We start from the raw sequence: 23,794 nt of genomic DNA, 5'->3' as shown, positions 1-23,794 counted from the left end.
ACAAGGAGACGTCATGACCACGCATCCGGACCCGGTACGGGAGGACCCGGAGGCGGTCCCGGCGCAGTCGCAGGCGGCTGCCGTTCCGTCGGCCGCCCCGGCCCGGCACGCCGCCGTCGCGGAGGCCACCGACTGGGCCGATGGGACAGACACCGTGCCCCGTGCCGCCAGCACCCCGGAAGAACTCCAGCCGTACGCCGAACTGGGGCTCCGCGACGACGAGTACGACCGCATCCGGCAGATCCTGGGCCGCCGGCCGACCCAGTCCGAGCTGGCGATGTACTCGATCATGTGGAGCGAGCACTGCTCCTACAAGTCCAGCAAGGTGCACCTGCGGCAGTTCGGCGAGAAGGCGCCACCGAGCGACCGGCTGCTCGCCGGCATCGGCGAGAACGCCGGTGTCGTACGGATCTCCGACGAACTCGCCGTGACCTTCAAGGTCGAGTCGCACAACCACCCGAGCTTCGTCGAGCCGTACCAGGGTGCGGCGACCGGTGTCGGCGGCATCGTCCGCGACATCCTCGCCATGGGCGCGCGTCCGGTGGCGGTGATGGACCCGCTGCGCTTCGGTGCCGCCGACCACCCCGACACCGCCCGGGTGCTGCCCGGTGTGGTCGCCGGTGTCGGTGGTTACGGCAACTGCCTCGGCCTGCCCAACATCGGTGGTGAGGTGGTCTTCGACCCCTGCTACCAGGGCAACCCGCTGGTCAACGCGCTCTGCCTCGGCGTGCTGCCGGTCGAGCGGCTCCAGAAGAAGGACGCCACCGGCCCCGGCAACGTGGTGGTGCTGATGGGCGCCAAGACCGGCCGGGACGGCATCGGCGGCGTGTCGGTGCTCGCCAGCGCGACCTTCACCGAGGGCAGCGAGAAGCGCCGCCCGTCGGTGCAGGTGGGCGACCCGTTCATGGAGAAGCTGCTGATCGAGGCATGCCTGGAGCTGTACGACGCCGAGCTGGTCGTCGGCATCCAGGACCTCGGTGGCGCCGGTCTGACCTGCGCCCTGACCGAGACGGCGGCCTCCGCCGGCACCGGCATGCGGGTGTGGCTGGAGCGGGTACCGCTGCGCGAGCCCTCGATGGAGCCGCACGAGATCCTGGCCAGCGAGTCCCAGGAGCGGATGCTGCTGGTCGTCGCGCCGGAGAAGCTGGAGGCGGTGCTCAAGACGGCCGAGAAGTGGGGCGTCTGGGCCACCGCGATCGGCGAGGTGACCGCCCCGGAGCCGGACGGTGCGCCGGGTCGGCTGCGCATCACCTGGCGGGACCACCTGGTGGTGGACGTACCGCCGGGCTCGCTGGTGGACGACGGGCCGGTCTACGCCCGTCCGATGCGCGAGCCGGCGGACCTGATCCTGCTCCAGGCCGACCGGGCGGAGACGCTGCCCCGGCCGAACGACCCGGACACGCTGCGCGAGACCGTGCTGCGCATGATCGCGTCACCCAACCTCTGCGACAAGACCTGGGTGACCGAGCAGTACGACCGCTACGTGCTGGGCAACACCGTGCTCGCCCAGCCGGAGGACTCGGGCGTGATCCGCATCGACGAGCGCACCGGGCTGGGCGTGGCGCTGTCGGTGGACGGCAACGGCCGGTACGCCCGGCTCGACCCGTACCAGGGCGCCAAGCTGGCGCTGGCCGAGGCGTACCGGAACGTGGCGGTCACCGGCGCGACCCCGATCGCGGTCACCGACTGCCTGAACTTCGGCTCGCCGGAGGACCCGGGCGTGATGTGGCAGTTCGCCGAGGCCGTACGCGGCCTGGCCGACGGCTGCGCCGAACTGGGCATCCCGGTGACCGGCGGCAACGTCAGCTTCTACAACCAGACCGGGGCGGCGGCCATCCACCCGACGCCGGTCGTCGGTGTGCTCGGCGTGCTGGACAACGTGGCCGACCGGGTGGCGTCCGGCTTCGTGCCGCGTCCCGGCGGCGACCACGATCAGATCTTCCTGCTCGGCGAGACGCACGTGGAACTCTCCGGCTCGGAGTGGGCCTGGGTGACCCACCAGCACCTCGGTGGGGTACCCCCGCAGGTCGACCTGGCGCGGGAGAAGCAACTCGCCGGTCTGCTGGCCGACGCCGCCCGGGTCGGGCACCTCAGCTCCGCGCACGACCTCTCCGACGGCGGTCTCGCCCAGAGCCTGGTGGAGTCCTGCCTGCGGCACGGCGTCGGGGCCCGGATCGCGGTGCCGGAGCGTTTCGAGGGCACCTCGATGCCGTTCGTGTTCCTGTTCAGCGAGTCCGCCGGTCGGGTGCTCGTCTCGGTGCCACGCGGCCACGAGAAGGCGTTCACCGCGCTCTGCGGTGAGCACGGCGTGCCGTGGGAGCTGATCGGCGTCACCGACCCGACGGGCGGTGCGCTGGAGGTGCACGGTCAGTTCCGGATCGGCCTGGACGAGTTGCGCGAGGCGCACACCGGCACGCTGCCGGCCCTCTTCGGCGGCGTGCAGCCGTTCGAGGTGACCGCACCGGCGGAGGTCGAGGACGTCGTCGACGTGCCGACCACCGACCTGGACGCCGACTCGCCGACCGACAGTGCCGTCGAGCCGACCGGCTTCGCCGTCGAGTCGACCGGACTGGCACCGACCGACGAGCCAGCCACCGACGACGAGCAGGCCGTCGACGGCGAGCAGGCCGTCGACGGCGAGCAGGCCGAGTCGGCCCCGGAGACGACCGAGCAGACGCCGGACCGGTCGGCTGGTCGGGCCGTCCCGCCGGTGCGTACCGAACGTGTCGAGTCGGCCGAGACCGCCGACCCGGCCCCGCCGGTCAGCTCCGCCGGGGTGGAGGCTCCGCAGCACGGTGACACCGAGCAGCCCGACGAGCGCTGAGGCGTTGGCCGCGGCCGTGTTCGCCCAACCCGGATCGGGCGTCCGGTTCGACTGGGGGCTGGCGGGCGCGGCCGAACTCGGCCGGGTCTGCGCGGCACTGGTGGTGGTGGACGTGTTGTCGTTCACCACCACCGTCGAGGTCGCGGTGGGGCGGGGCATGCGCGTACACCCCTTTCCCTGGGGTGAGCAGGCCGCCGCCTACGCGCGTCGGGTCGGTGCGGTGGCCGCGACCGGCCGCCGACAGGTCACCCGCGAACACCCGTGGTCGCTGTCGCCAGCCGCGCTGAGCCAGGCACCGGTGGTGCTTGACCTGGTGCTGCCGTCGCCCAACGGGTCGGCCATCAGCGCCGCCGCCAGCGCCACCGGGCTACCGGTGGTCGCGGCCAACCTGCGCAACGCCCGCGCCGTCGGGCGTTGGCTGATCGACCAGGGGTACGGCTCGACGACCGCCCCGATCGGCGTGGTGGCCGCCGGTGAGCGGTGGGCGGACGGCTCGTTGCGCCCGTCGGTGGAGGACCAGCTCGGTGCGGCCAGCGTGCTCGACGCCCTCTCCGGTGCACCCGGTGGTCTCTCCGTGGAGGCGGCCGTGGCACTGGCCGCGCTGGCCAGCATTCCGGACGTACCGGCGGCGATCCGTGGCTGTGTCTCCGGTCGGGAGCTGATCGAGGGCGGCTTCGCCGAGGACGTCGAGATCGCGGTACGCCTCGACGCCTCCACCGTCGTTCCGCTGCTCCGTCAGGGCGTCTTCACCGCAGCCTGACCACTGCTGTCCACAGCCGACTGTCGCGCCCGGCGCGATGTGCGGCAGCGGGCGTTCACCCACTGCCGCCTTGCGTCCGACTAGTCGTCCAGCCAGTCCAGGCGACGACCGCTGCGGTCCTGGGGTGCGGCGTCGGGCCGAGCATGGCCGGCCTGTGCCGGGTCGCCGTATCCGCCGCCCTGGCCGTAGCCACCCTGGTCGTAGCCACCGTCGTAGCCGCGCTGGCGTGGCGGCTCCTGGCCGTAGCCGCCTCCGGCCGGGTCGGTTCCGTAACCGCCCTGGTCGTAGCCACCATGTCCGGGCGCGTCCTGGCCGTACCCGCCGGCCGGGCCGCCGTACCCGCCCTGACCGTACGAGCTGTCGTAGCTGGTGTTGTCGTAGCCGCCGCGCTGATGCCCGGACTCCTGGCCGTATCCGCCGCCCGGTGCCGCGCCGTAGCCACCGCCGGACTGAGCCGGAGGGTAGCCGTGGTTCGGGTCGGCCTGTCCGTAGCCGCCGCCCGGCTCACCATCGCCGTAGCCGCGGGTCGGTTCGCTCTGGCCGTAGCCGGCCGGCTCGCCTTGGCCGTAGCCCCGGGTCGGATCACTCTGGCCGTAGCCGGCCTCACCTCGCCCGTATCCGCCCGGCTCGCCCTGGCCGTAGCCCGGCGCGGCCTCCGGCTGGTACATGCCGGTGGCGTACGGGTCGGCGGGAGCCGGGTAGGTGGTCTCCTCGCCCTTGTAGCGGCCGGTCGGCTCGTCGTACCGGTCGCCGTAGCCGGCGGCTCCACCGGCCGGGGGGTAGTCCGGGCCGGCGTTGCCGGCGCCGTAGTCGCGGCTGCCGTAGCCACCGCCGGACGACGGGCCGGTTCCGTACCCGCTGCCGGAGGACGGAGCGTTGCCGTAGCCGCCACCCGACGAGGGGGCGTTGCCGTAGCCGGATGCGCCGTAACCGCCCGGCTCGTCGCCGTAGCCGCCACCAGCACCGGACCAGCCGCCCGGCCCACTCGCGGCACCGTAGGGCTGCGGCGGTGCGCCGTACGGGTCCGGCGGCACGTCGTCCACGACCGGCTGGTGCATCATCGTCGGCGCGTTTGCCAGTCCGGGGCCGCCGACCATTGTCGGGTCCGGCGCGGCGCCCACCCGGTTCACCACCCTGGTCTGGTCGTCCGCACCGGCGAAGGAGCCGCGGGCCGCCGGGACCGCGCCGGCCGGAGCACCGGCGGGAACATCACCGTCGGGCTCGCCGTCCTCGTTCTCCTTGCGCTTCATCCAGAGCAGCACGATCGTGCCGACACCGACGGCCACGAACAGGCCGCCCAGCAGGATCAGCAGCCAGTTGCCGAAGCCGCCGGAGTCCTCATTGGACGTGGGCGCCTGGGCGATGGGGCTGTCGGCGGGAGTCTCCTCCTCGTCGCCGACCTCTTCCTCGAAGGGGTCCTCGGTCGGCACCGCCGACTCGCTCGCCGACGGGCTGGCGCTCGGGCTCTCCGAGGCGGCCGCGATCGGGAGGGTGATCCGTCGTCCGGTGATGCTCTGCCCGGCGTTGGCGGTGAAGCTCACGAGTCCCGTCTGGTTGTTCGCGCTCGCGCCGATGTCGATCCGCCCGGGAGCGATCGGGTTGTCGGTGCTGCCGGTGAACCGGAAGTTGCCGTCCCCGTTGGTGTTGGTCTCGCGTTGCTTGCCGGCGCTGTCCTTGAGCAGGACGTACGCGCCGGAGACCGCCTCGCCACCCTGGTTGACGACCTTGCCGGAGATCGACCGCACCGTCTGCGGTGCCTGCGTCGTCGGCGGTGGCGGCGGGGCTGCCGCGCCGACCAGGGTGACATTCGTGCTCCGGCTCTGTTCGCCGGTGGCGTCCACGGCCTTGACCGTGATCGTGGCCTGCCCGTCGGCCGCGTCCCCCGCCAGCTGGAAGGTCGCCTGGAAGTTGCCGTTCTCGTTCAGGCCACCCTGGCTGCATCCGTCGACGCAGGTGAGCTTGGGGTTGTTGGAGCTCACCGTGACGTCGGCGGGATTATCGTCTGTGACGCGGATCGAGTAGCGAACGACTGTGGTCTTACCGGCCTCGACCCTGCTCGGGGAGGCGGACACGTTGTTCACGCTGGGGGCGGCGATGGCGGGTGTGGCTGGGACGGCGAGCAGGGCGCTGATCGTCAGCGCCACGACCACACCGGCCCGCTTGTGCCAGGCTCGTCGGTGTGTTGACACGTCCACCGCCTTCCGGACTGACCTCCCCTGACCCGGCGGTTGTCGGGCGGGAACATCACGGTACGAATACGCCGTCGGCAACTATGCCTTGTCTGGCTGGATCGGCGCGACCCAGGGCCAGCGTGACGGCCAGAGCGGTCACGCCGTATCGTCCCGTCGTGTCCTCTCCGTACATTAAGTCCGCCTCGATCTCGGCGGCGCTGTCGGCGTTCGATGAGGGGCGTACGCCCGAACGGACGGTGCTCCGCGCGGCGGTCAGGGCCATGTTGACCCTCCTCGCGGACCGTGTGCCCGGCCGATCGGTGGAGGTGCGTGTCCCACCTTACGGTGCAGTTCAGTGCGTTCCGGGGCCGCGACACACCCGCGGTACTCCGGCGAACACGGTGGAGATGGATCCGGAAACCTGGCTCAGGTTGGCGACGGGGCGACTCGATTGGGCGCGGGCGGTCACGGAGGGTCGCGTCAAGGCGAGCGGTACGCGTGCGGACCTGTCCGGGTATCTGCCGCTCGAACTGGAGTGACAGGTGAGACTGGATGACACAAAGCGGTGACAGTGTGACTGTATGTGGCGACATGGATTCGCGTACACTGTCAGGCGACGACAGTGTGGTCCCGGCCGAGGAGTGCGGAACAACCCCGTGGGTCCGTCAGGCCAGTCCAGACCAGCAAGAGGGAGCGGCAGGTGCCCCGAGGCGACGGCCGGCTGAGCCACGACCTTGATCCCCAACGACCCGGTCCCCAGGACGCCTGCGGTGTCTTCGGCGTCTGGGCCCCCGGGGAGGAGGTCGCCAACCTGACCTACTTCGGTCTCTACGCCTTGCAGCACCGAGGTCAGGAGGCGGCCGGCATCGCGGTCAGCGACGGCTCCGGCGTGGTGGTCTACAAGGACCTCGGCCTGGTGGCCCAGGTGTTCGACGAGCCGACCTTGGCCAGCCTGCGCGGGCATGTCGCCATCGGGCACACGCGTTACTCCACGACCGGCGCCTCGACCTGGGAGAACGCCCAGCCGACCATCCGGGCGACCACGTCGGGCACGACGATCGCGCTGGCCCACAACGGAAACCTGGTCAACACCACCGAGTTGCAGCGTGAGGTGGCCGAGCGTGGGCTGAGCTCCGACGGGTCCACCAACGACACCTCACTCGTCACCACGTTGCTGGCCAGCCGGCCCGATCTGTCGGTCGAGGCCGCCGCGCTGGAGGTCCTGCCGCGACTGCGCGGCGCGTTCAGCTTCGTCTTCATGGACGAGTCGACCCTCTACGCCGCCCGTGACTCGCATGGCGTACGCCCGCTGGTGCTCGGCCGGCTGGAGCGCGGCTGGGTGGTGGCCAGTGAGACGGCGGCGTTGGACATCGTCGGCGCCAGCGTGGTCCGCGAGGTCGAGCCGGGTGAGCTGATCGCGATCGACGCGGAAGGGCTGAGGTCCAGCCGGTTCGGGGCCCCTGAGCCCAAGGGCTGCCTCTTCGAATACGTCTACATCGCGCGGCCGGACGCCACCATCGCCGGTCGCAACGTGCACGCCGCCCGGATGCAGATCGGGCGTCAACTGGCCAAGGAGCACCCGGTCGACGCCGACCTGGTGATCCCGGTGCCCGAATCGGGCACGCCGGCAGCTATCGGCTACGCCGAGGAGTCCGGCATCACCTACGGCGCCGGCCTGATGAAGAACCCGTACGTCGGGCGTACCTTCATCCAGCCGTCGCAGACCCTGCGTCAGCTCGGCATCCGGCTCAAGCTCAACCCGCTGCGGGAGAACGTACGGGGCAAGCGCCTGGTGGTGGTCGACGACTCCATCGTCCGTGGCAACACCCAGCGGGCGATCGTTCGGATGCTGCGCGAGGCGGGTGCGGTGGAGGTGCACGTACGCATCTCCTCGCCACCGGTCTCCTGGCCCTGCTTCTACGGCATCGACTTCGCCACCCGTGCCGAACTGCTCGCCAACGGCCTCGACAACGACGGCATCCGGCGCTCCATCGGGGCGGACACGCTGGGCTACGTCTCGCTGCCCGGTCTGATCGCCGCGACCGAGCAGCCGAAGACCCGGCTCTGCCGGGCCTGTTTCGACGGGGAGTATCCGATCGAGCTGCCCGTCGGCAACTCGATCGGCAAGCACGTGCTCGAAGGAATCGGCCGCCGGGTCGCCAACGGTACGGCCGACGACATCGAACCGGCCGAGCAACTCGTCCCGCCACTCGACAGCAGTTTCGGCGACCTCACACCGTCGGCGACCACACACCGCCCGTAGCACCACCCGGCTGCGGCGTCGGTCACCGTCGACGCGACAGCCGAGAACCACTAAGGGGAGAACCGTGACGCACGTGTCCGAGCGCAGCGGCGCAGGAAGCAGCCCGAGCGGCGCTGGCGGGGACCGTCAGCCCTGGACGGCCGGTTCCGGCCGCCCGGCGCGCAAACGCTCGGTCTCGTACGCGGACGCCGGAGTGTCCATCGAGGCGGGCGACCGTGCCGTGGAGCTGCTCAAGTCGAAGGTGAAGCAGACCCGCAGGCCGGAGGTGATGGGTGACCTCGGTGGCTTCGCCGGCCTGTTCCGGCTGGACACCTCGAAGTACAAGAACCCGATCCTGGCCTCCTCCACCGACGGCGTCGGCACCAAGCTGGTGATCGCCCAGCAGATGGACATCCACGACACGGTCGGCATCGACCTGGTCGCGATGGTCGTCGACGACCTGGTGGCCTGCGGGGCGGAGCCGCTGTTCCTGCTGGACTACATCGCCACCGGCGAGGTGGTGCCGGACAAGGTCGCCGAGATCGGCGCCGGCATCGCCGACGGCTGCCGGTACGCGGGCTGCGCGTTGCTGGGCGGGGAGACCGCCGAGCACCCGGGCGTGCTGCGTCCCGACGAGTACGACATCTCCGCCACCGGCGTCGGCGTGGTGGAGGAGAGCGAGATCCTCAGCTCCGGGCGGGTTGAGGTCGGCGACGTGGTGATCGCGATGCGTTCCTCCGGCCTGCACTCGAACGGGTACTCCCTGGTCCGCCACGTGCTGCTCGGCGCGGGGCGGATGCGACTGGACGTGGTGATCGACGACTTCGGTCGGCAGCGCACCCTCGGCGAGGAGCTGCTCACCCCAACCAAGATCTACGCACAGGACTGCCTCAAGCTGATCGCCGAGGCCGACGTGCGCGCCTTCGCCCACGTCACCGGTGGCGGCATCCCCGGCAACCTGGTGCGGATCCTGCCGGAGCACGTGGATGCCGTGGTCAACCGGTCGACGTGGAAGCCGCAGCCCATCTTCGACCTGATCCAGTCCAAGGGCCGGATCGAGGACCCGGAGATGGAGGCGACGTTCAACATGGGCGTCGGCATGTTCGCGATCGTGTCGGCGGAGGACGCCGACCGCGCGCTGGCCACGCTCACCGGCCGGGGCGTCGACGCCTGGCAGGCCGGCGAGGTCATCGAGGGCACGGGCGAGGTGCAGATGGTCGGCCAGCACACCCGAGGCTGATCACTTTGCCGTGATTGTCCGATTACCTGATCAGGGCTTCACCCGAGTGGCCGTTGCCGCCTAGCCTGAAGGGCACCCTCGAAAGCTGTGGGGCGCGCCCGTGCCGGGTCGCGCCTGGCAGCCCAAGACCGCACGGAGGAGGGCGATGGCTGCGCGGGGACGGTCATTGGACGGGATGCGCGGCCTGGCCACCGTCCCGTCGTACGTCGTGATGCAGCCCACCACCCTCTGCAACCTCGACTGCGCGTACTGCTATCTGCCGTTTCGGGCGGCGGACCGACAGATGCCGGTCGCGGTGGCCGAGGCGGTGGCCGCGTCGGTGAACCGCTGGGCGGTCAGCGACCGGTTCTCCGTGGTCTGGCACGGTGGGGAGCCGCTGGCCGCCGGTCGGGAGCGGCTGGCGGCGTTGATGGCACCCTTCGGGCCCGAGGTGGAGCACCACGTCCAAACCAACGCCACCCTGATCGACGACGCCTGGTGTGAGTTCTTCGCCCGGCACCGGATGCGGGTGAGCGTGAGCGTGGACGGGCCACGGGAACGCAACGGCGAGCGGGTCACCCGGGCGGGCCAACCGGCGTACGACCGGATCGTCCGGGGGGTGACCGCGTTGCGTCGGCACGGGCTGCCGTTCTCAGCCCTCGCGGTGGTCGGCGACCCGTCACCGGGCCGGGCCACCGAGTTGTACGACTACTTCCTCGACCTCGGGTGTGAGGTGCTCGGTGTCAACATCGAGGAGACCGAGGGAGTCAACACCCGGGACAACGCCCACGACGCCCCGGTGGTGACCGGGTTCTGGGCCGAGCTGGTCGCGGCCTGGCGGCGGAATCCCCGGATCCACCTGCGGGAGGTGGAATGGTCGTTGCGGTACGCCGCAGCGGTGCTGGACGGCACGGCGGGCGACCTGCTGCCCGATCGGCTCGACCCGATACCGACGGTGGCCTACGACGGCTCGGTCGTGGTGCTCTCACCCGAGCTGGCCGGCTTCACCGATCCCCGGTACGGCGACTTCTCCAGCGGAAACGTGCTCACTACCCCGCTGCACACCATCCTGGCGAACGCGCAGGGCACCGGCTGGGTCGGCGAGTTCATCGACGGCGTGGAGGCGTGTCGCGCCTCCTGCCCGTATTTCGGTTTCTGTGGCGGCGGCCACGCGGCCAACCGCTACTTCGAGCTGGGGCGCTTTGACGGTACGGAGACCGAGCACTGCCGCAACAGCAAGATCCGCCTACTGGAGGGAGTGTTGGAGCATGCCCGAGATCACCAGTCGTCGGGAGCCTGAGATCGTGACGGGAGACGGCCCCGAACGGGTCGCCGACCGGGTGCGGGAGGCCGCTGCCGGGCTCAACGCCCTGCTCCACGAGGCCGAGGTGGCGCGTCAGCTCCGGGCGGAGGTGGCGGGTGGCGACGGGGCCACCGCGGTCTGCGCCTGGAACCACTTCGAGAACATCCCGACGTTCTACAACTGGAACAACCGTCCCCGCTGACCAGTCGGTGTCGAGGGCCCGCCACACCGCCGGAGCATCGTCCGGCCATGGTGGGCCCTCGACTCGCCAGGTGCTGCGACACCGCTGCGTAGCGGGCACATACGTGAGCACGCGGATGTCACCGCGTGCTCAGATGTGACCGGGGGTCAGCGGGTCGGGCGGACCCAGTTGTCCGGGTCGTCGTCGGAGTGGTCCTCGTCGTCGTCGACGTACTCTTTGTAGTCGTCGTCGAAGTTGCGGTCCGACTTGCCGCCGCCGCCGAGTTCTCGCTGCAAGGCGGCGAGGTCGGTGTTCGGGGAGTGGTACTTCAACTCCCGCGCCACCTTTGTCTGCTTGGCCTTAGCACGGCCGCGCCCCATGGCTCGACCCCCTCGCACAGAATGCGGGGCAGCCCGAAGGCGGGCCCCGATGACGTCAGGCATCTCTCGTGGCTCTTACGGTACATGGGGATGCCATCGTTCGGCACCTCGGGTTACCTATGACCATGACCGCGCGTTGCGGTCGTCGGGTCGTCACCCATTGTACCGGGTAAGGGACGACACGGAGAACGGTCGTGACATAGGGCGAAGCGCCACAAAACGCCGTATCACCGCACCGGCTGTCGCCGGGGGCGGGACTATCGGCCCGCCCCCGAGGCGCGTCGTCAGCGAAGGTGAATCGTGCGCAGTCGGCCGATCTCGGCCATCCGCCGTTCGGCCAGCCGGTCCGCTGCCACGGCCGGTGGTACGCCGTCGGTGTCGGCGAGCCGGAGGATCTCGCGCGTGGTGTCGTAGATCCGGGTGGCGCGCAGCTTGGCCCGCTCGAAGTCGAAGCCCTCGATCTCGTCCGCGACCTGGATCACGCCGCCGGCGTTCACCACGTAGTCGGGGGCGTAGAGGATGCCCCGGTCGGCGAGCAGCTTCTCCACGCCGGAGTGGGCGAGCTGGTTGTTGGCCGCCCCGGCCACCACCTTGGCCCGCAGAGTCACCACCGTGTCGTCGTCCAGCGCGCCGCCGAGGGCGCACGGCGCGTACACGTCGATGTCGGCGGAGACCAGCGCGGTGACGTCGTCGACGAGGTGGATCTGCGGGTGGGTGGTGCGCGCCCACTCCAGCGCCCGGGGGTTGACGTCGGTGGCGACCACCTCGGCCCCGTCCTCCAACAGGTGGCCGACGAGGTACTTGCCGACCTTGCCCAGCCCGGCGACGCCGACCCGGCGGCCGTGCAGGGTCGGTACGCCCCAGACATGCTCGGCCGCCGCCCGCATCCCCTGGAACACGCCCCAGGCGGTGAGGATGGAGGAGTCACCCGCCCCGCCGTGCTCGACACTGCGGCCGGTGACGTACCGGGTCTCCCGAGCGATCACGTCCATGTCCGGCACGTAGGTGCCGACGTCGCAGGCGGTGTAGTAGCGCCCGCCGAGCGACTCCACGAAGCGGCCGTAGGCGCGCAGCAGCGCCTCGCTCTTGATCTGCTCGGGGTCGCCCCAGATGACCGCCTTACCGCCGCCCAGGTCCAGGCCAGCGAGGGCGTTCTTGTACGCCATGCCGCGGGACAGGTCGAGCACGTCGGCGAGGGCGGCCTCCTCGCTGTCGTACGGGTAGAAACGGGTACCGCCGAGCGCGGGGCCCAGCGCGGTGGAGTAGATGCCTATGATCGCCTTCAGACCGGTCTGCTTGTCCTGGCAGAACACGACCTGTTCGTGACCCGTGGACTCCGGGTCGTCCGTGGTGGCGAATACGCCCATGACTGGCTCCTGTGTCGGTGGGCACCCTTGTGGGGCGCGGACCTGGTCAACGTCGGCGGGGATGCTGCCGGTGTTGCGAGCCTAGTATTGGAGCCCGTCGCGCCGCTCTCCCGAGTAGTCGCCGTCCCGCCCTGCGGGCGGTCCGTTCCGCCCCCGCGAGGGTCGTCGGTCGAGGGTCCGTCGGCGGGCTTCGCCCAGCTTGATCACGCGCCGCGCCGCGTGGCTCGGCGACGCCGAGCACCGCTCGGCTTGCCGCTCGTGGGAGGATCGCGCCGTGCCGTCGCTCTTCGCTTCATACCTGCGCGTGTACGAGCCGCTGACCGCCTTCGACCGAGATCGCCAGACCTACTGGCGGCGTTACGTCGAACAGGGGCGGGCGATCGCGCCGGTCGAGGGGCCCGGCCGGCAGCGGAACTCCGTCATCGAGGCGTTGGGCGCCGGCTGGACCCGGCTGCCTGACTTGCCGGACGAGGCGTACGTGCTGGAGACCGACGAAACCCTGCTGGTGTGCCCGTGGAACCTGCGCATCCGGGTGGCTGAGGCGGCGCTGAGCGCGCGGGACGGCGTACCCCCGGTGTTGGCCGACGCCTTCGTGCCGCCGGTGCTCGCCGGGCAGGCCAAGGCGGTGGTGGAGGACTGGCGTAGTGGCGCCCGGGTGCTGGAGCACGGGGTTCCCCGGGTGCACGAGCAGATCGCGACCTGGGGCGTGCCGTTGCGCTGGTTCGTGCTCTTCGAGGCGGACGAGCGCAACCACGTGACCGCGCCGGACCGGCGCTCGCTGCGTTTCCGGACGGAGATCTCCAAGGCTCGCCGTCGCTCGTCGCGGGCGCTGGCGGTGCTGCGCAAGTCGGTCGGCGACGCGCCGATCACCGAGGCGGTCGAGGAGGCCGCCCGGTGGCTTGAGGAGTTCCACCCGCGTTCGGTGGTGGAGCTGGACTACGGCGGGCTGGTCGACTTGCTCTCGGACGAGACACTGGCCGAGGACGACTCGCCGGAACTGGTCGCGGCCGGACTGGCCGGGTTGTCCCGCGGTGAGGCGGAGGAGGCGTCAGCGGCGTACGACAAGCTCGTTGCCCGCTGGCGTGCGGTACAGCTCCTGGAGCGTTGTAACTGACGCCTGGGACATGAGTGTCCTGAATCCTCATGCTCAACACGAGATGAACTCGTAGTTGACGCATCACGAACCGTGATCATGAGTCCGAATAAGTTACTGTCTGGGATAGAAAAGTCGTATAAATCGGGCATGGTTCATCCGTCCGTCTACGGACGTTCGGCCGTTCGGCCCATGTCGGACATCGGGGACTAGCCGGACCATGGGAGACGCGTCGGCCGGCGGGACCCCGGCCGATGTCTATACATGTGGAGGAGTGACCGATGGCATCGCGAACGCACGAACCAGAGCCGCTACTCACACCGGCCGAGGTGGCGTCGATGTTCCGTGTCGACCCGAAGACGGTGACCCGTTGGGCAAAGGCAGGCAAGTTGAGCGCCATCCGGACGCTCGGCGGCCACCGCCGATACCGCGAGTCTGAGGTCAGGGCGCTACTGCAGGGGCAGATCCCGCAGCAGCGCCAGGGGGACTGACCACGTCGGATAGCAGAGCTTCAAACAAAGGGCGGCGGAGAAATCCGCCGCCCTTTGTCATGCCCGGACCGGGCGTTCTCAATCGGTCAACTCAACCCGGATGCCCACCGTGCCGCCCTCGCCCCGGCGCAGCCGACTGCCGAGCAGGGTCAGCCGACCGATCACCCGGTACTTCTGCTTGATCAGGCCACGGATGCGGTTGGTCGCGCCGGGATCGTAGAGGGTCGCGCGGGCGGGCACCGCCTCGCCGTGCGGCCTGCCGCGTACGTCGCAGGGGGCCACCGTGACGTTCCCGCTGCGGCGGATCCGCTTCACCTTGCCGGCGTCGGCCGCCGACCACACCGCCAGGGCGTCACCGTCACGAACCGCCCAGACCGGGGTCGGCACCGCGCGACCGTCCTTGCGGAACGTCGTCAGGAGGATGTACTTCTCCGCTGATAGGCGGTCCAACATGGTCACGCCGACAGGATACGGGCGGTGCGGCCAGCTGAGTGGCCGGATAGCGTGAAGGACGTGACGGCAGAGCCACGGATCGGTGACGTCTTCGGGGAACTGCTGCGCGACGCGCTGGCGGTGGCGACCGGGATCGGTCCCCGGCCGCTGGCCGGTGGGCGCCTGCCCCGCCCGGTCATCGAGATCATCGAGCGCGACGACGGGCTGGTCAACGGCGCACCGGCCGCTCACTACCTCGACGGGCCGGAGCACTGGCAGCCGCACGATCATCGGGCGGTGGACCGGGTACGCGGCGCGACACTGGATGTCGGGGTCGGGGCCGGACGGATCGCGCTGCTGCTCCAGGAACGGGGCGTACCGGTCACCGGGCTGGACACGTCGGTCGGCGCGTTGCAGGTGTGCCGCCGCCGGGGCGTACGCGACCTGGTGCACGCCACCGTCGACGAGCACGCCACCAGCGGGCGGCGCTACGACACCTTCCTGCTGCTCGGCAACAACCTGGGGCTGATCGAGGGACGGGAACGGGCCCCGGCGTTCCTCGCCGCGCTGGCGGAGCTGGCCCGCCCCGGCGCGCAGGTGATCGCCCACGGCACCAATCCGTACGGCACCCGGGACCCGGTGCACACCACATACCACGAGCACAACCGGCAACGGGGCCGCCTGGGCGGGCAACTGCGGCTGCGGCTGCGCTACCGCGAACTGGGTACCCCCTGGTTCGACTACCTGGTCTGCTCGCCGGAGGAACTCGCCGAACTGGTGCACGGTTCCCCGTGGCGGTTGGTCGACGTGGACGACCGCGACGCCCCGTACTATCTCGCCACCTTGCGGATGACCGCCTGAGCCAGCTGGGCGTTAAGGCTGCTCGGCGGTTAACGCGGCTCGGGCGGTTAACAGGGGCCCCCTGCTATACCGGAGGCGATAACAGGGGGCCCTTCCTTACTGCTCAGACTCGGATGGTTGGCGGAAGCTGCTCCGGGGGGAGCCCTCCGTCGCCGTCGACCACCCCGTTCGGCTGGCCGTCCTGGTGGATGTCGACCATCGTCACGTCCACCTTGCCGTCCCCGTCGGTGTCGAACTGGAACAGGTCGGCCTTGCCGTCCCCGTCCGTGTCGACCACCCACACGTCGGTGCGGCCGTCGTTGTTGGTGTCGGCACGCAGCAGTTCGACGCGCTCGTCGCCACGCGTCTCGACTATCTCCTGGGCGCCCGCGCCGCTCGCGGTCTCCGGTGCCTGGCTCATCTGCTCGTCCTTCCCTTGGCTGTCGGCGTCTTACCCGATCCCGTCCGCCCCCACGCATGAGACCAGGGTCGGTGCTGCATAGGGTCGCAGCATGACTGAGCGAGCGTACGGGCTGGCACCCGGCGTAGCGGCTACCCCGTGTGCCAGCGGCGTCAGCGAAGGGCCCATTCTCACTGTGCGGTGGTGTCGCGATGACTGAACGGTTCGTGGTGGTAGGTGCCGGCACGATGGGACTCGGCATCGCGTACGTGGCCGCCGGCAGCGGTCACGACGTGGAGCTGGTCGAGGTCGACCGGGCGCGCGGTGACGCGGCCCTGCGGCGGCTCGCCGATCTCTGGGAGCGGGCCGCGCAACGCGGCAAGCTCACCGCGGAGCAGGCCGCAGCAAACCAGGCCCGGATCACGCTACGGGCCGGGCTGGCCGAGGTCGCACCGGAACCGGACGTCGTCGTGGAGGCGGTACCGGAACGGGCCGACCTCAAGCGGGCCGTGCTCGCCGAGGCGGAGGCGCTGCGTCCGGCGCTGCTGGGCAGCAACACCTCCAGCATCCCGATCGCCGACCTCGCGGCCGGACTGACCCGGCCGGAACGGTTCTGTGGGCTGCACTTCTTCAACCCGGTCTGGGCGATGGCCCTGCTGGAGATCGTGGTCGGGCCGGCCACCGCCGTACAGACCACGGACGCGGCCGTCACGCTCGCCGGTCGGCTGGGCAAGGATCCCGTCGTGGTACGCGACATGCCCGGTTTCGCCACGTCGCGGCTCGGCGTGACCCTCGGCCTGGAGGCGATCCGGATGGTCGCCGACGGGGTCGCCAGCCCCGCCGACATCGACAAGGCGATGGTGCTCGGCTACCGGCACCCCATCGGCCCGTTGGAGTTGACCGACCTGGTCGGGCTGGACGTGCGCCTGGACATCGCGCGTACGTTGCAGGCCGCGTACGGCGATCGCTTCGCTCCGCCGCCGCTGCTGACGGAACTGGTCGCCGCCGGGCGGCTGGGGAAGAAGTCCGGGCACGGCTTCTACCGCTGGACCGACGGGGTGCGCTCCGGCGGCACCGAACCGGTCGTGCCCGCTGGCGACACGCCGACCGAGGGCTCTGCGTCGGCGGTGACCCGATGAGCGGGCTGCGGGTCGAGGAACAGCCGGACCGGCTGGTGGTCACGCTGGATCGGCCGGAGAAACGCAACGCCATCGACGCGGACCTGATCGCGGCCCTGCACGAGGTCTGCGCCGAGTTGGAGGCCCGCCCCCGGATGCTGTTGCTGACCGGTGGCACCGACGGGATCTTCGCCGGTGGGGCCGACATCGCCCAACTGCGGGAACGCGGGCGGCTGGACGCACTGGCCGCGATCAACTCGGCCGCCTTCGCCCGGATCCGGGCGCTGCCGATGCCCACCGTGGCGGCGATCGACGGCCCGGCGCTGGGCGGCGGTGCCGAACTGGCGTACGCCTGTGATCTTCGGGTCTGCTCGGAGCGGGCGGTCTTCGGCCAGCCGGAGGTGCGGCTCGGCATCCTGGCCGGCGCTGGCGCCACGCACCGGCTGCCCGCGCTGGTCGGCGAGACCCTGGCCAAGGAACTGCTGTTCACCGGCCGGCGGGTGGACGCGGCGGAGGCGCTGCGGATCGGGCTGGTCAACCGGGTGGTGGCCGCACCGGAGGAACTGCTGCCGACGGCCCACGCCCTGATCGACGAGATGGCCAAGGGGTCGGCCTTGGCGCTGCGGCTCACCAAGCTCGCCGTCGACGCTCCGGCCAGCGCGCATCCGCAGCTGGACCTGGTCAGTCAGGCGGTCCTCTTCACCGACGAGGAGAAGCAGCGCCGGATGACCGAGTTCCTGGAACGGCGACGCGGGCGCTGAGCTACCCCCGCACAGCAGCGACGGCCGCACCGTCACACGGTGCGGCCGTCCGCGTCAGGGGTGGCTCAGGAGGCGGCCAGCGCCGCCAGCGGCACCTCTGCGTCGGCGAGCGCCCGGATCACCGCGGCGGACTCGCTGAAGCCGATGATCAGCACCGCGTCGGCACCGAACTCCTTGATCTGCTTGGCGCCCTCGGCGAAGTTGATCGGAGTGGCCTCGGCGTCCTCGACCGGCTCGTAGCCGAGCAGCTTGACCTTGTCGCCGCCGAATCCGGCCCGCTCCAGCTCGGCCCGGACGACCTCCCGGAGACCCTCGCCGTAGGAGTCCTGACGCGCCACGAGCGCGATCTTCTGCGGGCCGTCCCGGAGGATGACGTCGGCCAGCGCCCGCCCCTGGAGGCTGTCCGGCGGCGCGGTGCGGAAGTAGAGACCCTTGTCGTCGGCGTCGGTCAGGCTGGCCGCCGTGTTCGACGGCGAGAACAGGATCAGCCCGGCCTCCACCACGTCCGGCAGCACGGCCGCGGAGATACCCGAACCGCCAGCACCGATGATCACGTGTACGCCCGCCTCGACGTGGCTGGCCACCGTCGCCTTGGCCACGGCCGGGTTGGTGCCGTCGTCACCGTCGATCCACACCACGTCCTCGCCGAGCACCCCGCCAGCGGCGTTGACCTCCTTGAGCGCCAGCGCCGCACCGGCCGCGAGCGGCGGGTTGGCCAGCGCCAGGTCACCGGTCTTGGGCAACAGGCCACCGAGGACCAGGGGTGCGCCGGTCTCCGCGCTGGAAACGCCGGTCTGCTTCTTGGGCTTCGGCGGGGACTTCTTGCTGGCCGCCGACTCGTCACCGGCGCCGACGAACTCCGTCTTGGCGTCGTTGAGCTGCTGACCGTCGAAGTGCAGGGTGGCGTAACTGGCGGTGGCCGGTTCGCCCGCGTCCGTGAAGCCGGCCCGGGTGATCGACACGCTGCGGTACTCGATGTCGGTGCCCTGCCGGGCCAGCCGCAGACACTGGTTCACCGAGGTGCAGCTGGTGCCGCCGTTGGTGACGCCCACGATCTGCTTGGCGATGGCCGTGGGTTCGGTCGACCCGGCGAGCTGTGCGGCGAGCGCGCTGATCACCACCGCGTCGTACGCCTCGGCGGCGTAGAGGTAGTCGGTCAGCTCAGGGTCCACGGACCGTAGCCGGTTCTTGAAGTTGTCCGGCAGCGGTGTGAGCGGCGTGGTGCCCTTCATCCCGTCGACCAGGTTGGCACGATCCTTCAACTCTTCCGGGTACGAGTTGAGCATGTTGCCGTCCGTGCCGTAGAGGCGCACCTGTTGGGTGGTCGCCTCTTCGGGCTGGTCATCCCCGCAGGCGCTGGTGGCGAGCAGGACCGTGGCGCAGACAGCCAGGATGGCCGTACGCGAGCCGCGCGACATGTGCATGGTCGTCCTTCCTCGGGCGAAGGTCCGCTGCGCAGACTAGCGTGCCGTGACCGGCGGCGGGACCGTGGAGCCCGGCCTATCCGCAGGTCGCCTCCACCATGAGCGGAGAGTAATCGCCGTGGGTTCCTTGACCGGTACTCGTACTGTGCGTTCCGTGACCGACTCGCCACAGCAAATGTTCGAGGATGCCACCGCCATCCTCAACTCGGCTCTCGCCGGGGACACCGACGCCGTGGTGGGTACCTTCGACGAGGTGGTCGACCGGGACGGCCTGGCCGGCGCGTACGACGTGGCGTGGTGCCTGGCCGCGACGATGGTCGGCGATCCGGTGCCGCCCGGCGTCTGCGCGCTCGACTTTCCCGGCATCGACCAGGCCAGGTACGACGCCCGGTGGGTGGCCCGCTTCGTCAGCGCGTACGCCAACGACGACCTCGACACCGGCCGGGCGCTGTTCGGCGCGGCGGCTGCCGACGGGCTGCTGCCCGAGTGTCTGCTCACCTTGGCCGGCTCGACCGTGGCGACGCTGCGGCACCGGGCGGCCTGACCGCACGGGTCGGTCGCGGTGCCCGGTGTGGCGCTCATGCCGGTGAGTGGATCAGTGTCGCCGCGTAGCGGGAGAGCAACTCGTGCCAGCCGGCGGTCAGGGCTCGCCGGTATCCCTCGGCGGCCGTGCCGTGCCGGTCGAAGTGCCGGTGCGCCACCTCGACGAGGGTGCCGGATTCGGTGGGCGTGAAGAGCACCTCGACCTCGCTGGCCCGCGCCGGATCGGGCACCGGTGCGCGATCCGCACCGATCTGCCAGGTGAACACCAGGCGGCGCGGCGGATCCCAGGTGAGCACCCGCCCCCAGTCGTTGCGGAATCCGTAGGGGCCGATCTCGTAGAGCATCCCGCCGGGGCGGGGCTCCATGCCCAACTCAGCCAGGAGGGCGGGGCCGGACCAGGTGTACTCCATGACCCACCAGTCGGCGATCCGGCCGGTGAAGACGTCGTACGCACGTTCGGCCGAGACGGGAACGAACAGGGTGCTGCGGAGTGCGAACCGCTCAAGATCCTGCTGGATGTTGGCAGGTTCGGCCATCCCCTGTCCCATGGGCCCGGACCATACCGGCTCATGCCCGGATGCGCAGCTTTCTCGGATGCACGTCCCGCCTGGTGATCGCAGTACTCACGGATGTCGATCTAGTTCGGGTTGGTGGCGGCGCGGCGCACCGGGATGGCCGTCCGCAGAGCGGGTATGCGCGGCGGGAACGTCGCCGGGTGATGCGACGGTGAGGTGGAGCGGGAACATGACAGACAGCGAAGCCGGGCGGTCGCCCGGTCCAGTCGGTGGTGGCGAGCCCGAGCCGGACGTACTGCTCGACGTGCCCAACGTCTCGGTCAGGTCGATCCAGCTCTCCGTGGACCAGTTGGACGCCGACCTGTCGCTGCGTGCCCGGCTCGCCGGACTGCTCCAGCTCGACGCCGGTATCCGCGTACACGTCGAGGGGGTCGAACTCGACATCGAGGGCGTGGAGGCGCAGGCCCTGCTGAAGGTACGCCTGGAGAAGCTGGTGACGATCCTCGACCGCGCGCTCACCACGATCGACCGGAACCCGCAGGTCATCGACGCGCTCGCCCGTTCCGCGAGCGTCGCATTGGAGGAGGTGGACCGCGCGGCGGAAACGGCGGCCGGCGCGGGTGAGCAGCTGGCTGCCGCTGTCGGACCTGCCGCCGGTCAGGCGGTGGGGCGCCCGGACCCCGCCCTGCGACGGACCGGGCCGCTGCCGCCGACCGCCGCCCCGGCCGATGGTCCGCTCGCCCGGCCCGCCGCTACGCCGGGTGGTCCGCTCGCCCGGCCCGCCGCTACGCCGGGTGGTCCGCTCGCCCGGCCCGGGGGGCCGGTCGGTGCGCCGGAGGCCGAGCCGTCGGGTCGGGCAGCCGAACGGGCGGGACCGGTGGGTGGACCGCCCGGCGGTGCGACCGACGACCTGGGGCAGCAGGTGGGTGCCATCGGCGCGGTCAGCGACCGGACGACCGGAGGCGGGCCCGACGACCGGGACCAGGGCCGGGAGCCGGACGACGGGACTGCGCCGCCGGAGCACGAGCCGCCTGACCACGGTCCGACGTCCGGGCGGCAGTTCGCCGAGCGGGCGGGCGAGACGCTGCTCCAGGCGGGCCGCAGCGTGTGGGAGGCGATCCAGAGCGGTGTGACACCACCGCACCGGCAGCAGGACGGCTAGGACCTGATCATCCCCGTCGCCGCCGCACGACGGCGGCCCGGTCGGCGAGGCCGTCGAGCACGTCGACGTACCCGGCCGGTACGCGGACGTCCATGGTCAGTGACGTCGGGTCGGGTCGGGAGACGGTGAAGGCGAAGAACGAGCAGCAGGAGGACTCCCGTGCGGCAAGTGGTAGTGAAAGACGACGTCGCCTGTTCGAGTCTCCGAAACCAGGGCGTAGGACCAGTTCTCCTTGCCACTGCCGTCGAAGCGGGGGGCTGTGAGGTCGTCTCCGAGTAGGTCCCGGTCGGTGATCTCCATCCAGAACCTCTCGGCAGGACGATCAGACCACCAGATGTTCAGCGGCATGAAGCCATACTTCTTGCTCCGACGCCGGTGCGAAACCCTCTCACTGGTCGAGAGCTCGAAGGCGGCGACCAGGCCGCTCCAGCCTGCAGAGTCAGGATGGCGGGTGGCGTGCCGGGTTCACTCGACTGCCTGGCGGGCTATCGAGCATCGATGATTCGGAGTACGTCCTTGGCGGCGAAGACGCGAGCGTAACGACGCCCCGTCCGCTCTTGGAGGATTCCGAGGTGCTCTAGCCGACGGATGGCAGTGTTCACAGCTGGGTAGGAGACGCTGTACATCTGGGCTGCAGTGGTCGGGGTGAGCATGGGGTAACCGATCAGATCCTCGACGATCCTGGCTGCGACGCCGCGAACATTCGCCTCTCTGAGGCGGTCAAGCGCGTGCTGCTTCCAGTCGAGCAGAGCGTCGATGCGGTCAACAGCCAGGACGGCCTGTGCTCGTACTGCCTCGGAGAAGAACCGGATCCACGGATCGAACTTGCCGGTCATGCTGGTCCGCAGCAGGTGGTCCTGATACTCCCGCCGTCGTACCTCTAGCAAGTCTACCCAGCACTCGAGGTCACATCTAAAGCCTCGAGGCGAAAACTTACATTTGGAGGCTGGGTTTGTAACTACAGAGCGCGAGCGAGAGTTCGAGCCAGCGCGAGCGTCAGCTACGGAGAGTAGTTTCAGCATCACTACTGGCTTCCCTCGTGGACGACGGGTGAGGGACTTGGGCAGCGTCGGGACCATGGACGCTTGCGTGAGTAGCAAGGTCTGTCCGTGCAATCCCCGCGCAACAAGAGTCGGTCGTCAGAGGGATCTCGGGGTCAACGAGGGTTGCACCGGACAGGCGGGATCTCTGGGCACAAAGCAAAACGCCGACCGGCGTTTCCGCTGATCGGCGTTGCAATAGCCCGGCGAAAGGCTATGTGGCCAGGGGCGGGGTCGAACCGCCGACCTTCCGATTTTCAGTCGGACGCTCGTACCAACTGAGCTACCTGGCCGTGGTGCTCGGACCATGCTACCCAACCGGCGGGATCACCGCTGGGACGGGTCACATGCCCGATACGCAGAACGCCGCGCGATGGCGCGGCGTCAGCGCTTGCGGTCCTGACGGGACTTGAACCCGCGACCTCCGCCTTGACAGGGCGGCGAGCACTCCAACTGCTCCACAGGACCTTGCTGGTGTTGCATTCGACCTGAGCCGAACCGTGCCCCCAACGGGATTCGAACCCGTGCTACCGCCTTGAAAGGGCGGCGTCCTGGGCCGCTAGACGATGAGGGCGGCCCCGCCATCATTGCATACTCGCAACGCTGAACGGTCTTGCTCCCATCCGGCCCCGCCGGAGGCTTCGAAAGCATACGTGATGGCGCACCGGTCGGCCAAACCGGTATGGCGGCAGCCACAACGCGCCGGAAACCCGCAGCTGGAAGCCGTCTCTAGGCGATCTTCGCGACGCCGTGGTCGCGCTTCAGCCCTTTGATCAATTTGGCGCAGGCCGCGAGGGTCGCCGCCCGGTCGCCGCCGCCGTCGTGCAGCAGGACCACCGCACCGGGACGGGCGGCCCGCTTCACCCGCTTCGCGATGGTGGCCGCGGTCGGCTTGGCCCAGTCCTGCGGGTCGACGGTCCAGTGCAGTGAGCGCATGTCGAGCTGCTTGGCGACCTTCACCACCTCGGCGGTCCACCGGCCGCCGGGCTGTCGGTAGAACGGCACCTCCGCGTCCGGCACCGCCCGCCGGATCTCCTTGTTCGTGCGGGCCAGGTCGGCGCGGATCTCGGCAACCGGCCGTCGGGCCAGGTCGAGATCGTGGTTCCAGCTGTGGTTGCAGAGCTGGTGCCCCTCCCGGACGATCCGCCGGAGCAGGGCCGGATGCTTACGGACCTGTGAGCCGACCACGCAGAAGGTGGCCTTCACCTTGGCCGCCTTCAACTGGTCGAGCACCTTCGGCGTCCAGGCCGGGCTCGGCCCGTCGTCGAAGGTGAGGGCCACCTTCTCGGAGCCGGTGGTGCGGACCAGGCCGGCCGGCAGCTTCTTCGGCAGCGGTCGTAGCCGTGGCTTCGGCGGCACGGTGCGGGTCGGCGACGGGGACGGGGACGCCTCCGGCGGAAGGGCGGCCGAGGGCGGCGGACTGGTGGGTGCGGTGGCCTCCGGGGTGCCGCCGCTGTCGCCGCCGCAACCGGCGACGAGCAGGACGACCAGGAAAGCCAGCAGAGCGGGGTGGCGCATCGTTCGCTCC

At 70.5% G+C, this 23,794-nt stretch carries 24 protein-coding genes and 3 tRNA genes; 14 read left to right on the top strand and 13 right to left on the bottom strand.

All coding sequences use genetic code 11. The features are described from left to right. Positions 1-13 precede the first annotated feature (13 nt). Complete coding sequence (gene purL / locus ACLQ2S_RS07405) at positions 14-2,824, top strand: phosphoribosylformylglycinamidine synthase subunit PurL (protein WP_425701376.1); 2,811 nt, start codon at positions 14-16, stop codon at positions 2,822-2,824. Between the two features lie 4 nt (positions 2,825-2,828). Further along, on the top strand, positions 2,829-3,584 hold the full coding sequence (locus ACLQ2S_RS07400) for a 2-phosphosulfolactate phosphatase (RefSeq protein ID WP_425701436.1): 756 nt from the start codon (positions 2,829-2,831) through the stop codon (positions 3,582-3,584). An 80-nt stretch (positions 3,585-3,664) separates the two neighbouring features. On the opposite strand, the gene ACLQ2S_RS07395 is transcribed toward ACLQ2S_RS07400, so the two are convergent. Then, positions 3,665-5,773: a carboxypeptidase-like regulatory domain-containing protein gene (locus ACLQ2S_RS07395; protein WP_425701375.1), complete on the bottom strand. Its 2,109-nt coding sequence runs from the start codon at positions 5,771-5,773 to the stop codon at positions 3,665-3,667. A gap of 55 nt (positions 5,774-5,828) precedes the next feature. Further along, on the bottom strand, positions 5,829-6,038 hold the full coding sequence (locus tag ACLQ2S_RS07390) for a hypothetical protein (protein WP_230462568.1): 210 nt from the start codon (positions 6,036-6,038) through the stop codon (positions 5,829-5,831). On the opposite strand from ACLQ2S_RS07390, the gene ACLQ2S_RS07385 reads away from it, so the two are divergent. The 5 genes from ACLQ2S_RS07385 to amcA all read left to right on the top strand — a co-directional run bounded on the left by ACLQ2S_RS07385 (position 5,962) and on the right by amcA (position 10,721). After that, positions 5,962-6,294, top strand: coding sequence for a sterol carrier family protein (locus tag ACLQ2S_RS07385; RefSeq protein ID WP_309223184.1), 333 nt, complete (start codon positions 5,962-5,964; stop codon positions 6,292-6,294). The genes ACLQ2S_RS07390 and ACLQ2S_RS07385 overlap by 77 nt on opposite strands. Before the next feature lie 161 nt (positions 6,295-6,455). Continuing rightward, on the top strand, positions 6,456-8,018 hold the full coding sequence (gene purF, locus ACLQ2S_RS07380; RefSeq protein ID WP_309223085.1) for an amidophosphoribosyltransferase: 1,563 nt from the start codon (positions 6,456-6,458) through the stop codon (positions 8,016-8,018). Positions 8,019-8,082: 64 nt separating this feature from the next. Further along, on the top strand, positions 8,083-9,237 hold the full coding sequence (gene purM, locus ACLQ2S_RS07375; protein ID WP_309223086.1) for a phosphoribosylformylglycinamidine cyclo-ligase: 1,155 nt from the start codon (positions 8,083-8,085) through the stop codon (positions 9,235-9,237). 175 nt (positions 9,238-9,412) lie between these two features. Next, positions 9,413-10,516, top strand: coding sequence for a cyclophane-forming radical SAM peptide maturase AmcB (amcB, locus tag ACLQ2S_RS07370; protein ID WP_305070131.1), 1,104 nt, complete (start codon positions 9,413-9,415; stop codon positions 10,514-10,516). After that, positions 10,485-10,721 (top strand): multiple cyclophane-containing RiPP AmcA, encoded by a 237-nt coding sequence (gene amcA, locus ACLQ2S_RS07365; RefSeq protein ID WP_155217190.1) that lies wholly within the window; start codon positions 10,485-10,487, stop codon positions 10,719-10,721. Before amcB ends, amcA begins: the two co-directional genes overlap by 32 nt. Before the next feature lie 146 nt (positions 10,722-10,867). Here amcA and ACLQ2S_RS07360 read toward each other — a convergent pair whose 3' ends face one another. Together ACLQ2S_RS07360 and ACLQ2S_RS07355 are read right to left on the bottom strand one after the other, a co-directional pair. Next, a complete protein-coding gene (locus tag ACLQ2S_RS07360; RefSeq protein WP_155217192.1) occupies positions 10,868-11,080 on the bottom strand; it encodes a DUF3073 domain-containing protein in 213 nt (70 codons plus the stop codon). 284 nt (positions 11,081-11,364) lie between these two features. Then, entirely contained in the window at positions 11,365-12,447 is a 1,083-nt protein-coding gene (locus ACLQ2S_RS07355) for a Leu/Phe/Val dehydrogenase (RefSeq protein WP_155217194.1), read from the bottom strand. A 274-nt stretch (positions 12,448-12,721) separates the two neighbouring features. Here ACLQ2S_RS07355 and ACLQ2S_RS07350 point away from each other — a divergent pair, with 274 nt between their 5' ends. Together ACLQ2S_RS07350 and ACLQ2S_RS07345 are read left to right on the top strand one after the other, a co-directional pair. After that, complete coding sequence (locus ACLQ2S_RS07350; protein ID WP_309223087.1) at positions 12,722-13,561, top strand: hypothetical protein; 840 nt, start codon at positions 12,722-12,724, stop codon at positions 13,559-13,561. Positions 13,562-13,821: 260 nt separating this feature from the next. Next, positions 13,822-14,031, top strand: a complete 210-nt coding sequence (locus ACLQ2S_RS07345; RefSeq protein WP_007073996.1) for a BldC family transcriptional regulator — start codon at positions 13,822-13,824, stop codon at positions 14,029-14,031. A gap of 78 nt (positions 14,032-14,109) precedes the next feature. Here ACLQ2S_RS07345 and ACLQ2S_RS07340 read toward each other — a convergent pair whose 3' ends face one another. Further along, positions 14,110-14,490 carry a PPOX class F420-dependent oxidoreductase gene (locus ACLQ2S_RS07340; protein WP_309223088.1) on the bottom strand — a complete coding sequence of 127 codons (381 nt, stop codon included), beginning with the start codon at positions 14,488-14,490 and terminating at the stop codon, positions 14,110-14,112. 54 nt (positions 14,491-14,544) lie between these two features. On the opposite strand from ACLQ2S_RS07340, the gene ACLQ2S_RS07335 reads away from it, so the two are divergent. Continuing rightward, complete coding sequence (locus ACLQ2S_RS07335; protein ID WP_309223089.1) at positions 14,545-15,324, top strand: class I SAM-dependent methyltransferase; 780 nt, start codon at positions 14,545-14,547, stop codon at positions 15,322-15,324. Between the two features lie 103 nt (positions 15,325-15,427). Here ACLQ2S_RS07335 and ACLQ2S_RS07330 read toward each other — a convergent pair whose 3' ends face one another. Continuing rightward, positions 15,428-15,724 carry a hypothetical protein gene (locus tag ACLQ2S_RS07330; protein ID WP_425701374.1) on the bottom strand — a complete coding sequence of 99 codons (297 nt, stop codon included), beginning with the start codon at positions 15,722-15,724 and terminating at the stop codon, positions 15,428-15,430. Positions 15,725-15,915: 191 nt separating this feature from the next. On the opposite strand from ACLQ2S_RS07330, the gene ACLQ2S_RS07325 reads away from it, so the two are divergent. Next, positions 15,916-16,842: a 3-hydroxyacyl-CoA dehydrogenase family protein gene (locus tag ACLQ2S_RS07325; RefSeq protein ID WP_425701373.1), complete on the top strand. Its 927-nt coding sequence runs from the start codon at positions 15,916-15,918 to the stop codon at positions 16,840-16,842. Next, complete coding sequence (locus ACLQ2S_RS07320) at positions 16,839-17,582, top strand: enoyl-CoA hydratase/isomerase family protein (protein WP_155217200.1); 744 nt, start codon at positions 16,839-16,841, stop codon at positions 17,580-17,582. Before ACLQ2S_RS07325 ends, ACLQ2S_RS07320 begins: the two co-directional genes overlap by 4 nt. 65 nt (positions 17,583-17,647) lie before the next feature. Here ACLQ2S_RS07320 and ACLQ2S_RS07315 read toward each other — a convergent pair whose 3' ends face one another. Continuing rightward, the gene (locus ACLQ2S_RS07315; RefSeq protein WP_155217202.1) at positions 17,648-19,006 is read right to left on the bottom strand and encodes an ABC transporter substrate-binding protein; all 1,359 of its coding nucleotides are present in this window, start codon (positions 19,004-19,006) and stop codon (positions 17,648-17,650) included. A 154-nt stretch (positions 19,007-19,160) separates the two neighbouring features. On the opposite strand from ACLQ2S_RS07315, the gene ACLQ2S_RS07310 reads away from it, so the two are divergent. Continuing rightward, complete coding sequence (locus ACLQ2S_RS07310) at positions 19,161-19,550, top strand: hypothetical protein (RefSeq protein ID WP_309223090.1); 390 nt, start codon at positions 19,161-19,163, stop codon at positions 19,548-19,550. 34 nt (positions 19,551-19,584) lie between these two features. Here the strand turns inward: ACLQ2S_RS07310 and ACLQ2S_RS07305 are convergent, their stop codons facing one another. Then, complete coding sequence (locus ACLQ2S_RS07305) at positions 19,585-20,097, bottom strand: SRPBCC family protein (RefSeq protein WP_155217204.1); 513 nt, start codon at positions 20,095-20,097, stop codon at positions 19,585-19,587. Positions 20,098-20,293: 196 nt separating this feature from the next. Between ACLQ2S_RS07305 and ACLQ2S_RS07300 the strand changes: the two genes are divergently transcribed. Further along, positions 20,294-21,226, top strand: coding sequence for a hypothetical protein (locus ACLQ2S_RS07300; protein ID WP_425701372.1), 933 nt, complete (start codon positions 20,294-20,296; stop codon positions 21,224-21,226). 485 nt (positions 21,227-21,711) lie between these two features. Here ACLQ2S_RS07300 and ACLQ2S_RS07295 read toward each other — a convergent pair whose 3' ends face one another. From ACLQ2S_RS07295 to ACLQ2S_RS07275, 5 genes are all read right to left on the bottom strand, one after another. Then, complete coding sequence (locus ACLQ2S_RS07295) at positions 21,712-22,062, bottom strand: hypothetical protein (RefSeq protein ID WP_155217208.1); 351 nt, start codon at positions 22,060-22,062, stop codon at positions 21,712-21,714. Between the two features lie 423 nt (positions 22,063-22,485). Continuing rightward, positions 22,486-22,559: transfer RNA gene (locus tag ACLQ2S_RS07290), tRNA-Phe, on the bottom strand. 101 nt (positions 22,560-22,660) lie between these two features. After that, positions 22,661-22,734: transfer RNA gene (locus ACLQ2S_RS07285), tRNA-Asp, on the bottom strand. 33 nt (positions 22,735-22,767) lie between these two features. Further along, positions 22,768-22,840: transfer RNA gene (locus tag ACLQ2S_RS07280), tRNA-Glu, on the bottom strand. Positions 22,841-22,995: 155 nt separating this feature from the next. Next, positions 22,996-23,784: a polysaccharide deacetylase family protein gene (locus tag ACLQ2S_RS07275; protein ID WP_155217210.1), complete on the bottom strand. Its 789-nt coding sequence runs from the start codon at positions 23,782-23,784 to the stop codon at positions 22,996-22,998. Between the last annotated feature and the right edge of the window lie 10 nt (positions 23,785-23,794).

It is taken from the genome of Micromonospora sp. DT48 (assembly GCF_049844495.1).
Lineage (GTDB): Bacteria > Actinomycetota > Actinomycetes > Mycobacteriales > Micromonosporaceae > Micromonospora.
This window is presented reverse-complemented; position numbering and strand designations above follow the sequence as displayed.

Excerpts from the sequence above, each read along its gene's own strand:
- purL (WP_425701376.1), top strand. The coding sequence starts at position 14 with ATGACCACGCATCCGGACCCGGTACGGGAGGACCCGGAGGCGGTCCCG.
- ACLQ2S_RS07390 (WP_230462568.1), bottom strand. The coding sequence starts at position 6,038 with ATGGCCCTGACCGCCGCGCGGAGCACCGTCCGTTCGGGCGTACGCCCC.
- amcB (WP_305070131.1), top strand. The coding sequence starts at position 9,413 with ATGCGCGGCCTGGCCACCGTCCCGTCGTACGTCGTGATGCAGCCCACC.
- amcA (WP_155217190.1), top strand. The coding sequence starts at position 10,485 with ATGCCCGAGATCACCAGTCGTCGGGAGCCTGAGATCGTGACGGGAGAC.
- ACLQ2S_RS07360 (WP_155217192.1), bottom strand. The coding sequence starts at position 11,080 with ATGGGGCGCGGCCGTGCTAAGGCCAAGCAGACAAAGGTGGCGCGGGAG.
- ACLQ2S_RS07355 (WP_155217194.1), bottom strand. The coding sequence starts at position 12,447 with ATGGGCGTATTCGCCACCACGGACGACCCGGAGTCCACGGGTCACGAA.
- ACLQ2S_RS07345 (WP_007073996.1), top strand. The coding sequence starts at position 13,822 with ATGGCATCGCGAACGCACGAACCAGAGCCGCTACTCACACCGGCCGAG.
- ACLQ2S_RS07330 (WP_425701374.1), bottom strand. The coding sequence starts at position 15,724 with ATGAGCCAGGCACCGGAGACCGCGAGCGGCGCGGGCGCCCAGGAGATA.
- ACLQ2S_RS07325 (WP_425701373.1), top strand. The coding sequence starts at position 15,916 with ATGACTGAACGGTTCGTGGTGGTAGGTGCCGGCACGATGGGACTCGGC.
- ACLQ2S_RS07320 (WP_155217200.1), top strand. The coding sequence starts at position 16,839 with ATGAGCGGGCTGCGGGTCGAGGAACAGCCGGACCGGCTGGTGGTCACG.
- ACLQ2S_RS07315 (WP_155217202.1), bottom strand. The coding sequence starts at position 19,006 with ATGCACATGTCGCGCGGCTCGCGTACGGCCATCCTGGCTGTCTGCGCC.
- ACLQ2S_RS07305 (WP_155217204.1), bottom strand. The coding sequence starts at position 20,097 with ATGGGACAGGGGATGGCCGAACCTGCCAACATCCAGCAGGATCTTGAG.
- ACLQ2S_RS07300 (WP_425701372.1), top strand. The coding sequence starts at position 20,294 with ATGACAGACAGCGAAGCCGGGCGGTCGCCCGGTCCAGTCGGTGGTGGC.
- ACLQ2S_RS07295 (WP_155217208.1), bottom strand. The coding sequence starts at position 22,062 with ATGACCGGCAAGTTCGATCCGTGGATCCGGTTCTTCTCCGAGGCAGTA.
- ACLQ2S_RS07275 (WP_155217210.1), bottom strand. The coding sequence starts at position 23,784 with ATGCGCCACCCCGCTCTGCTGGCTTTCCTGGTCGTCCTGCTCGTCGCC.